General features: G+C 62.5%; 8 protein-coding genes, 1 tRNA gene and 1 riboswitch. Of the genes, 4 read left to right on the top strand and 5 right to left on the bottom strand.

Annotated elements, in window-relative coordinates; all coding sequences use genetic code 11:
* A partial coding sequence (locus tag J0I64_RS20530; RefSeq protein WP_291411774.1) for a MurR/RpiR family transcriptional regulator occupies nucleotides 1–762 on the bottom strand: 762 nt, incomplete at its 3' end.
* 34 nt (nucleotides 763–796) lie between these two features.
* Between J0I64_RS20530 and J0I64_RS20525 the strand changes: the two genes are divergently transcribed.
* A complete protein-coding gene (locus J0I64_RS20525) occupies nucleotides 797–1,873 on the top strand; it encodes an N-acetylglucosamine kinase (RefSeq protein ID WP_291411772.1) in 1,077 nt (358 codons plus the stop codon).
* Here J0I64_RS20525 and J0I64_RS20520 read toward each other — a convergent pair.
* On the bottom strand, nucleotides 1,870–3,846 hold the full coding sequence (locus J0I64_RS20520) for a DUF5107 domain-containing protein (RefSeq protein ID WP_291411770.1): 1,977 nt from the start codon (nucleotides 3,844–3,846) through the stop codon (nucleotides 1,870–1,872). The genes J0I64_RS20525 and J0I64_RS20520 overlap by 4 nt on opposite strands.
* Nucleotides 3,847–3,901: 55 nt before the next feature.
* Complete coding sequence (ugpC, locus tag J0I64_RS20515) at nucleotides 3,902–4,942, bottom strand: sn-glycerol-3-phosphate ABC transporter ATP-binding protein UgpC (RefSeq protein WP_291411768.1); 1,041 nt, start codon at nucleotides 4,940–4,942, stop codon at nucleotides 3,902–3,904.
* A 200-nt stretch (nucleotides 4,943–5,142) separates the two neighbouring features.
* Between ugpC and J0I64_RS20510 the strand changes: the two genes are divergently transcribed.
* Nucleotides 5,143–5,634 (top strand): hypothetical protein, encoded by a 492-nt coding sequence (locus J0I64_RS20510; RefSeq protein WP_291411766.1) that lies wholly within the window; start codon nucleotides 5,143–5,145, stop codon nucleotides 5,632–5,634.
* A 49-nt stretch (nucleotides 5,635–5,683) separates the two neighbouring features.
* Here the strand turns inward: J0I64_RS20510 and J0I64_RS20505 are convergent.
* Nucleotides 5,684–5,757 (bottom strand) — tRNA-Gly (locus J0I64_RS20505).
* A gap of 324 nt (nucleotides 5,758–6,081) precedes the next feature.
* On the opposite strand from J0I64_RS20505, the gene J0I64_RS20500 reads away from it, so the two are divergent.
* Entirely contained in the window at nucleotides 6,082–8,871 is a 2,790-nt protein-coding gene (locus J0I64_RS20500) for a bifunctional aconitate hydratase 2/2-methylisocitrate dehydratase (RefSeq protein ID WP_291411764.1), read from the top strand.
* 91 nt (nucleotides 8,872–8,962) lie between these two features.
* Here the strand turns inward: J0I64_RS20500 and J0I64_RS20495 are convergent, their stop codons facing one another.
* Nucleotides 8,963–10,066: a 2'-deoxycytidine 5'-triphosphate deaminase gene (locus tag J0I64_RS20495; RefSeq protein WP_291411762.1), complete on the bottom strand. Its 1,104-nt coding sequence runs from the start codon at nucleotides 10,064–10,066 to the stop codon at nucleotides 8,963–8,965.
* Nucleotides 10,067–10,145: 79 nt separating this feature from the next.
* Nucleotides 10,146–10,221: riboswitch (SAM riboswitch) on the top strand.
* 39 nt (nucleotides 10,222–10,260) lie between these two features.
* Between J0I64_RS20495 and J0I64_RS20490 the strand changes: the two genes are divergently transcribed.
* Nucleotides 10,261–10,836 (top strand): PLP-dependent transferase (locus tag J0I64_RS20490; RefSeq protein ID WP_291411760.1); only part of this gene is annotated, 576 nt, incomplete at its 3' end.

Here is a 10,836-nt window from a genome sequence, read left to right as displayed (position 1 = left end):
CCGCGCCGACAGGTCCGCGGGTTGCAGATAGCCATTGGGCGAGGCGGCGATCAGGGCGTCATGGGCCAACTTTGCCAATGGCGAGTCAGGATTGGCGGTGATCGCCACAGTGTGGGCGCCGGCGGCCTTGGCGACCGTCAGCATCTGGATGGTTTCTTCGGTGTGTCCCGTGTTGGAAATGCCGATGGCAACGCATTGCGGGTCAAGAATGGCGGCGCTTGTCAACCCGTCGTGGATTTCTGACCAGGCCTGCACGCCAACGCCGATCCGATAAAGCCGGGCCTTGGCCTCGAGCGCGGTCAGCGCGCTCCCCCCGACGCCGTAAATGTCGAGATGCCGCGACCGGACGACCATCTCGGCGACGCGACGCGCGGTCGGCAGATCGATCAGGTTAGCCGTCGTCTGCAGCGATCTCAGATGGGTGTTGAAGAGGGCGGTGCAAATTTCCTCAGGCGGATCATCCGGCCCGAAGGACCGGCTGATATCGGCGCTCCAGGCGGGGTCCGAGCTGCCGCGCCCAACATCCTCGGCAACCCCCACCCGTAGCTCGGAAAAACTCGCATAGCCGACAAGGCGCGAGAAGCGCGTAACGGTCGCTGCCGACGTGCCGGCACGCTTGGCGAGCGCCGTTATCGACAGGGTCAGCGGCGCCCGGGGATCATCGATAAGAACAGCCGCAATTTTTGCTACGCCGGCCGGCATCCGCGACTGACAAGTCGCTATGCGCTCCAAGATGCCAAACGTTTTTGCTGTCGCAGTCATAGTATGCTAGGAGCCAACATTGAAAATAAATCTCATGAAGACTGACTATGTCCGAAAACAATTGTTATCGACCTCGTCTGGTGCTGGCAAGCGGGTTTATGTCGGAATGATCACAGCGCTGCTGGCCATCGATGTCGGCGGCACCAACTCCCGCGCGACGCTCGTCGATATGGCGGGCAATTGCCTCGGCAAAGGCCGCAGCCGCGGCGGCAATCCCGGTTCAAATCCGCCAGACCTCGCCGCTGCGGCAATCATCGCGGCGGCCCAGGCCGCCGTCGCCGATGCGGGCATGGAGATAGACATTGCAGTGGCCCTCTTGGCCATGGCCGGCCCCCGGGTGAGCGCCATGGAGCCACAGATCGAAGCGGCCTTTCGCGCGCTCGGCCTCAGCGGTCCGCTGGTCTTGAGCGGCGATCTCAACGCTCTGCTGCCGTCCGCCGCCGCGGCGATGGATGGCTACTGCATTGTCTGCGGCACCGGCGCTGGCGCCGTGCGCATCCGCAACGGCGAGATCGACGACGTCACCGATGCCGCCGGCTGGTTGCTCGGCGATCTCGGATCCGGCTATTGGCTCGGGCACCAGGCCGCTATGGCCGTTGCCGCCGCCCTCGAAGGCCGCGGCCCCGAGACGGCGCTGACCAAAGCCATTCTCGACGCCCTCGACATTCCTCTGACCAACGAGCTCCTTGATGGTCGTTCGGCGCCGCTGCAGCTCCTGATCAACGCCATCTATGCGATGCGCCCCATCGAACTCGCCTCGTTCGCGCCCTTGGTCATCGCCAACAGCGACGACGCCATAGCGGCGAACTTGCTGGCAGAAGCCGAGGGCTACCTGCTCGCCGATTTCCAGCGCGTATTTTCCCCCGGCATGCCCGGCCCGGTCGTCCTGGGCGGTAGCATCATCGAGCATCTCAAGGGCCTGCCCGCGGCCATCGCCCAGGTAATGCGCGCCGCAGGTCACGCGCCAGATATTCGCCGCTCGGGTGACGGTTCGGTCGGCGCCGTTGTGCTGGCCCTGCGCCAGCAGGGCATCGCTGTCGACGAAGCCATGCTCGCCAACATCGCCGCCTCGGTGACGGCTCGCACCGCCAAGTCGATCATCCCGGCCTAAGTCTCGATCTCATGCATGCGCAGGTTGAGTGCGCGCGGTACCGGATGGGTTTTCAGGTCAGCCTTGAGTTCTTCCGCGCTGGCTGCACGCTTGAGCTGCGCCTCCAGCCGCCCGCGCCGCAGGCGTGCCCAGAGATCGGACAGCAGCGTCTCTCCTTCGCGAATGGTCGCAAAGGGCCGATCAAAGAGCAGGCGCTCGAGTTCGTCCAAGTCACCTTCGTTCGCCGCCACGACCGCGCGGGCAAGGACGATGCGCTCGTTGCTCCGGATCGGCGCGGGCAGGGCCTCCACAAAGGCCTTCAGCTCTGCCGATAGCGACGCGGCCCCAAAATACTGCGCGATTTCGACCGCGAGGGCCGGCGGCGCGTCGCCGCCATTCCACGCCCGCAGATAGCTGTTCACTTTGGTGTCGCGATCATCGGCCAGCAAAGCCTCGAGCCGATATGCAGCCCAGTTCGGCTTGAGCGCAAGCGACTGCGCCACATGTTGGGCCGCTACGTGCCGCTCCCCCCGATCAAGCGCCGCCGTCGCCAGCATCAATTCGCCCACCCAAGTCGGATCGCCCTCCCTGATCCGTTCGATCCACAGCCGCGACACAGCGACACCGACCGGCATATCCGTCAGGTTCGACGGCGCAACGGCTCTGCCCTGCGCAAGATCGTCCCAATAGTCGCCCGCCGCCGCCACACTGAAGTCAAGACCCGCCGCAAGCGGCTTCCCAGTCAATCTCTCCTGCCGCGCGCCCCACCTGTCGCCGTTCGAGTAGCGCACATCGAGCTCTAGGCGCGCCTGTCCGCGCAAGAACGCATCCATTTCCGCCAGGTCATCGACGGAGATAATCGCCGCGATCGCATCCGCCGCATGGTCCGTCGCGGTCCCATAGGTTGGGTCGTGTGCCCTTGCGTCGAGCTGCAACGGCATGAACGCTTCGGTCCATTCGCGCTCTTCGTGCGCTGCGAGCGCAAAGCGCTGGTTCTGGGTCGGCGTCATGCCGCTCTGGATTTCGAGATAGTCGCCCTCGCCGGGCCTCGACAGATAATCCATCCAGTTCTGCCCACCGGCGCCACTGCCGAAATAGAAGAACTTTCGGCCCGGCATTTCGGCCGTGCTGCATTGCGCGAGGCCATAGCCGTGGCGATCGAGGGATGCAATGAAGAGCCGCGGCGCCGATGGCGCGCGGAAGAACACCGAGGTCGCATTCTCCCAGTTCTCCGGATAGGACGCGTCCCAATCGCTGCGCGGGAAGTCGCAACGCCCCAGATTATTTCCCGGCCAGATATGCTCGATCGAATAGTCCGCCGGGCTCAGCACGCGCGTGCCCGGCGTCATCGGCACGGCGACATTGGTCCACCAATAGGCGAGACGTTCCGTGTCCGTCGGATTGACGATACGGCCATGTGCAAAGAGCACGGCAGAATCCGCAGGCAGGAACAGGTCGATCTGCCAGGTGGCTTCCACGATCCGGTCAAACTCGTAGATCCTCAGAATGGGGCCGCGAGATGTCTCGCGCACCCCCGCAAATACCGGCGCGCAGGTGAACGGCGTATGCCCGGGAATAAGCCCGTTCCATTCGATGCCGCCCGAAAACCAGGCATTGAGCGCTGCAAGATTGGCCGGCTGAAACACCGGATTGCGAAACACCAGATCGCGACCCGTGCTGAGGTCCTTGAGTTCCAGCAGGCGCCCACCAAGTGATGGCGCGACAACGGCCCGCAGCCGCCCGTTCTCGATGACGAGAACCTCCAGCGTGCCCGGTTTCAGGTCGCGGTCATAATCGTCGGATACCTGATAGGGCAGGATCGAGTCCTTGCCCCAGCTAAAACCGTGGCTGCTCTCCTCTTCCGAGAGACCGAAGTTCGGCGGCGTCTCGGTGTCGGGAATGGGTTGCTGCCAGCGGAAGCGCGGCAGGTTGCTCGGCTGACCCAGCCGCGATGCGGGCAGGCTCAAGGTCTCGGCATAAATCGAGGTCGCCATTGGATCATGCGTCCTTCAAAATCGGTTCAGCGGTGTTGGGCTCGGCGCGTTCGGGCTAATTCACCCGCATGCCGCTGGCATCGAACAGGTGCACCACCGACAGATCGGGCTTCACCCTGATCTTGTCGCCCGGCGCCACCTTGAGGCGCTCCCGGAAAATCCCCGTGATCGTTTGGCTTCCAAGACGACACACAACCTGGGTTTCAGAACCCGTCGGCTCGATCACCACGACTTCGATTTCCACCCCGTCATCGGCGAGATGCAGGTGCTCGGGCCGAATGCCATACGTGGTTGCCCCCGGCGCTCCCTCTGCCACCCCGAGCACTATGCCGTCGCTGGTCTTAAAACCTTCGGCGGTCATCGTCCCTTCGATGAAATTCATCGACGGCGACCCGATGAAGCTCGCGACAAAGGTATTGAGCGGGCGATCATAGAGATCGAGCGGCGCGCCGATCTGCTCGATAACGCCATCGCGCATGACCACGATCTTGTCCGCCATGGTCATGGCCTCGACCTGGTCGTGCGTCACATAGATGGTCGTCGTCTTGAGCCGCTGATGCAGTTCCTTGATTTCTGCGCGCATCTGCACGCGCAGTTTTGCATCGAGATTGCTGAGTGGCTCGTCGAACAGAAACAGTTGCGGATCACGCACGATGGCCCGCCCCATGGCGACGCGCTGGCGTTGCCCGCCCGAAAGCTGACGCGGCTGCCTGTCGAGCAGATCCTCCAGCCCCAGGATCTGCGCGGCGTCGTCGACCTTGCTGGCGATCTCGGCCTTCGAAATGCCCTGGAGTTTGAGCGAGAATCCCATGTTCTGCTCGACGGTCATGTGCGGGTAGAGGGCGTAGTTCTGAAACACCATGGCAATGTCGCGATCCTTCGGCGGCAGGTCGTTGACCACCCGGTCGCCGATCTCGATTTCGCCCCCGGAAATGTCCTCCAGCCCCGCGATCATCCGCAGCAACGTCGATTTGCCACAGCCGGATGGGCCGATAAGCACCGCGAACTCGCCGTCCTCGATGTCGACAGAGACGCCCTTCAACACTACCAGGTTGCCGTATCGCTTCGTCGCCTGGATAATCCTAACGTTCGCCATGGATCTTCCTCCCACCCACGCCCCGCTCTCCGTCCAAGAGACATCTCTCTTTCGCGGATTGTCAACGCAGGTGCGGATTGCCCTTGCCCAAGGGGCCCGAAGAGGGCGCATAGCGGACCAGCATTATCGTCGCATTTACCCGCGCCGCCGATGATGACGTGGCGCCAGGTTCTGCAAAAAAATCCCAAATCGAATGGTCCATGCTTAAACCACTGTCTCTGCTTTTCTGCCTGCTGGCCCTTCCCGCCTACGCCGCCGATTGGAAGTATGAGGGTGGCACGACGCCGATCGCCTATGCCGACAATGGCAAAGCCCAGTTTCAGTTCGCCTGCCGCGGTGGCGACCTTGCCATGGCCTATTGGGTTCGCGAGCCAAGCCCTCAAGTGGCCGCAGCCCAATCCCTCAGCCTTGCCATCAACGCGGTCGGGGGCAGCGTCTCCACCGGCAAAGACACCGGCTTCGCACAGGATTTTCCCATGCTCCACCACGATGGCAGCTCGGTGCTCATCCGTGGGCCGGTCGCAAGGCAATGGGCACGAACCGCCCAGCAAGCGCTCGAAACCATGGAACTGGCATTCGTAAAATCCAAACCGGGCAGCGGACTGGATTTCCTCGATCGCCAGCGATTTGGCGCCCGGGGCTCATCGTCCGCCATAGGCCAAGTGCTCGCCACCTGCGGTTCCACGCGCTGATCACGCCCCAAGGCATGCTTGGCAGCTAATATTGCGATGTCGGGGGAATTGGAGCGGGTGAAGGGAATCGAACCCTCGTCGTAAGCTTGGGAAGCTTCTGCTCTACCATTGAGCTACACCCGCGTGTGGGTCACTAGATGCTGGAAATCGGTTGAGACGTCAAGCGGCGGCGGGGCTCCGTCCGAAGCGTTTTGAGCGTGCCCGGTTTTTGCCGTCCGCGCATCGGGTCGGGCGCCCCGCTTTCCCCGTTGCTGGTCCCGGCCGTCTGGGGCATTGCTTTTTCTCGACGGCTCCTTGCTCAATTCGGAAGTACTTTCTTTCCGGAATTGGGCTAGGTTCCCGCTGAACTTGGCCGGCCGATGCATCCTTGCAATTCCCCGGTCGATCAACAGTACCCATTGCTGGCGCTGACCCTAGCTCCGCACACCCCACGATGTTGAGATTGCGATGACCCTCTACTCCGATTACCTGGCTGAAATCGATAGCAGAAAAGAGCAGGGTCTTGCGCCCAAGCCGATCGATGCCGGCGGCCTCACCGGTGAGATCATCGCAATCATCCGCGATGCCGCCAATCCGCAGCGCGCCGATGCCCTCAAATTCTTCATCTACAACACGCTGCCCGGCACCACGAGCGCCGCGACGGTCAAGGCTGCCTTCCTCAAGGAAATCATCCTTGGTGAAGTCGTGGTTCCCGAAATCACCCCGGCTTTCGCCCTTGAACTGCTCTCGCACATGAAGGGTGGCCCCTCGGTCGAGGTGCTGCTCGACGTGGCGCTGGGCAATGGCGAGAATGCCAAGGCAGCCGGTGATGTTCTGAAGACCCAGGTCTTTCTCTACGACGCTGACATGTTCCGCCTGCGCGATGCCTATAAGGCCGGCAATGCCGTCGCCAAGGACGTGCTCGAGAGCTACGCTCAGGCCGAGTTCTTCACCAAGCTCCCCGAGGTCGAAGACGAGATCAAGGTCGTCACCTTCGTCGCCGCCGAAGGCGACATTTCCACTGACCTTCTCTCCCCCGGCAACCAGGCCCACTCGCGCGCCGACCGTGAACTGCACGGCCAGTGCATGATCACCCCTGCCGCCCAGCAGGAAATCGTCGCGCTGCAGAAGCAGCACCCCGACGCGCGCGTCATGATGATCGCCGAAAAGGGCACGATGGGCGTTGGCTCCTCGCGCATGTCCGGCGTCAACAACGTCGCCCTCTGGACCGGCAAGCCAGCCAGCCCCTATGTGCCCTTCGTCAACGTTGCCCCGATCGTTGCCGGCACCAATGGCATTTCGCCGATCTTCGCCACCACGGTCGACGTGACCGGCGGCATCGGCCTCAATCTCAAGAACTGGGTCAAGAAGCTCGGTGAGGACGGCAAGCCGATCCTCAACAACGAAGGCAACCCGATCCTCGAGCAGAAGTACTCGGTCGAAACCGGCACGGTGCTCACCATCGATGCCAAGACCAAAAAGCTGCGCGACGCGGCCGGCAACGAGCTGGTCGACATCGCCTCTGCCTTCACCCCGCAGAAGACCGAATTCATGAAGGCTGGCTCGTCCTACGCCATCGTCTTCGGCAAGAAGCTCCAGACTTTCGCCGCCCAGACCCTCGGCGTCACCGCCCCGCAGGTCTTTGCCCCGAACAAGGAAATCACCGTCGAAGGTCAGGGCCTGACCGCGGTCGAAAAGATCTTCAACCGCAACGCCGTCGGCGTTACGCCGGGCAAGATCCTCCACGCCGGCTCGGACGTGCGCGTCAAGGTCAACATCGTCGGTTCGCAGGACACGACGGGCCTGATGACCGCTCAGGAACTCGAGGCGATGGCGGCTACCGTCATCTCGCCGCTGGTCGATGGCGCCTATCAGTCCGGCTGTCACACGGCATCGGTCTGGGACAAGAAGGCCCAGGCCAATATTCCAAAGCTCATGGCCTTCATGAACAACTTTGGTGTGATCACCGCCCGTGACCCGCTCCACAAGTATCACTCGATGACCGACGTGATCCACAAGGTGCTCAACGACATCACCGTGGACGATTGGGACATCATCATCGGTGGTGACTCGCACACCCGCATGTCCAAGGGCGTGGCCTTCGGCGCCGACTCCGGCACCGTGGCTCTGGCTCTTGCCACCGGCGAAGCCACCATGCCGATCCCGCAGTCGGTCAAGGTGACTTTCAAGGGCAAGATGCAGCCCCATATGGACTTCCGCGACGTCGTCCACGCCACCCAGGCGCAGATGCTGCAGCAGCATGGCGACAACGTCTTCCAGGGCCGCATCATCGAAGTCCACATCGGCACGCTGCTCGCCGACCAGGCCTTCACCTTCACCGACTGGACGGCCGAAATGAAGGCCAAGGCGTCGATCTGTATCTCGGAAGACGAGACGCTGATCGAAAGTCTCGAAATCGCCAAGTCGCGCATGCAGATCATGATCGACAAGGGCATGGACAACACGGCCCAGACCCTCAAGGGCCTGATCGCCAAGGCCGATCGCCGCATCGCCGAAATCCGCTCGGGCGAAAAGCCGGCGCTCTCGCCGGACGCAACGGCCAAGTATTTCGCCGAAGTCGTGGTCGATCTCGACCTGATCGACGAGCCGATGATCGCCGACCCCGACGTCAACAATTCCGACGTCTCGCGCCGCTACACCCACGACACCATCCGCCCGGTTTCTTACTATGGCGGCACCAAGAAGGTTGACCTGGGCTTTGTCGGCTCATGCATGGTCCACAAGGGCGACATGAAGATCGTCGCCCAGATGCTGAAGAACCTCGAGAAGGAAACCGGCAAGGTCGAATTCAAGGCGCCGCTCGTCGTCGCCGCCCCGACCTACAACATCATCGACGAGCTCAAGGAAGAAGGCGACTGGGAGATCCTCCAGAAGTATTCCGGCTTCGAGTTCGACGATATCCACCCCAAGACCGCCAACCGCACGGAATACGAGAACATCCTTTATCTCGAACGTCCGGGCTGCAATCTCTGCATGGGCAACCAGGAAAAGGCCGAAAAGGGCGACACCGTTCTTGCGACCTCGACCCGCCTGTTCCAGGGCCGCGTGGTTGAAGATACCGCGGAGAAGAAGGGTGAATCGCTGCTGGCCTCGACCCCGGTTGTCGTCCTCTCCGCCATCCTCGGCCGCACGCCGAGCGCCGACGAATACAAGGCTGCGGTGGAAGGCATCGACCTGACCAAGTTCGCTCCGCCGACTTCGTCCAACCCGATGGACTCCAAGTCGGTCCACTTCTGAGGCCGGCAAGAACACGGCGCGGGCATCGCTTGATGCTCGCGCCGCACAATCTGTCTTTGGTGAATGGAGCGCCTGGCGCTCCATTTTGCTTTTATGGGAACGGCTTGAAGTGCTTGGAAAGCTTCAGCGTCTGGGCCTGGTAGTTTGAATTCAGCGCCGAGCCATAGAGCCGGTCCGGCTTTTCGGCGAGCTTTTCATAGATCAGCTTACCGATGCTCTGCCCATGTCCGAGCAGGAACGGCACTTCGCGGCTGCGCACTTCGAGCACCGCGCGGCTTCCTGTGCCGCCAGCCGATGAGTGGCCAAAGCCGGGGTCGAAAAAGCCGGCATAATGCACGCGGAATTCGCCCACCAGCGGATCGAAGGGCACCATTTCGGCGGCATGGTTGGGCGGCACGTGCACCGCCTCGTGGCTGACGAGAATGTAGAATTCGTCCGGGTCGAGCGTCAGCTCCGGCTGCCCGCGATTGTAGAGCGGCTCCCAGAAGTCGAGCACGTCGAGCGCATTCTTTTTGTCGACATCGACGACGCCGGTATGGCGCTTGGAGCGGAACCCGATCAGCCCATTGCGGCCTTCTCCGCGCAGGTCAATGGAGAGCGCAACGCCCTCGCCGACCGGCTGGTCGCCCCCAATGACCAGCGTGTCGCTGGCATGGAGCGCCCGATGTTCGGCGACGCTGAGCCGGGTATCCCCGCAACGAAAGCGCATCTGGCTCAGGCGAGACCCGGTCCGCACCAGCACGGGAAAGGTGCGCGGGCTGACCTCGAGATAAAGCGGCCCCTTGTAGCCCGCGGGCATCTGGTCAAAGCCGCGCGCCCGATCGCCGATGACGCGGGTAAAAACGTCGAGCCGCCCGGTGGACGACTTGGGATTGGCCGACGCGCTCACGTCCTCGGGCAGGTCGAGGCTCTCCTGCAACGGCACCAGATAAACGCAGCCGCGCTCGAGCACGGCGCCGCGCTTCAGGTCGATTTCATGCAGCTTCAGCGCTTCGATCCGCTCGGCCATGGAGTGAGCCGGGCCCGGCAAAAAGCTGGAGCGCACGCGATAGGCGACATCGCCGAGCCTGAGGTCAAGGCTTGCCGGTTGCACCTGATCGGCGTCGAATTCCCGCTGGGCGGCAATGGCACCCTCGGCATGCAGCTTTTCGATGAGGCGGGCGGGGAAGACGCCTTGCGGCCAGGCTTCAGCCATGGTGCGATGCTCCGGCAAATCAGGGATCGCTTTCCCTATCAAAAGCGGATGATTGACGCCACCGGCCAATTGCGGTTTAGTTTCCGCCAGTGGTGATTTGGCCGGTCGCTTGCAGCCACTTTAAAGAAATTGCTAAAGACCGTTGGTAACCGGCCGCCACTCGCGTGCCGGTTTTTTTGTTCGAAGGCGAAGCCATGTCCAAAGATAAAAATCCCCTCCTTGACCCCAAGCGGCGCTCGGCAGCGACGCAGATGGTGCACGGTGGGGGCAAGCGCTCGCCGTTCAACGAAACCAGCGAGGCCCTCTATCTCAATTCCGGCTATTCCTACCCGAGTTCGCAATATGCCGAGGACCTGTTCCTCAACAAGATCCCGGGCGGCCACAACTATTCCCGCTTCGCCAATCCCACCGTCGACGTCTTCCAGGAGCGCATGGCGCTGATCGAGGGCGCCGAGGCCGCTCGTGGCTTTGCCTCGGGCATGGCCGCCGTCACCAATGCGGTCATGAGCCAGGTCCGCGCCGGCGATCACATCGTGGCGGCACAGGCGCTCTTCGGCGGCTGTCGCTATGTGGTGGAAGACTACGCCCCGCGCTTTGGCGTTGAGTCGACCCTGGTAGATGGCCGTGATCCCGAAAATTTCGCCCGCGCCATGCGCCCCAATACCAAGGTCGTCTTCATCGAGACTCCGACCAATCCGACCCTGGAACTCGTCGACATCAAGGCCGTGGCAGACATCGCCCACGCCCATGGCGCCAAGCTCATCGTCGAT

The sequence above is a fragment of the Devosia sp. genome (assembly GCF_017307565.1).
Taxonomy (GTDB): domain Bacteria; phylum Pseudomonadota; class Alphaproteobacteria; order Rhizobiales; family Devosiaceae; genus Devosia.
This window is presented reverse-complemented; position numbering and strand designations above follow the sequence as displayed.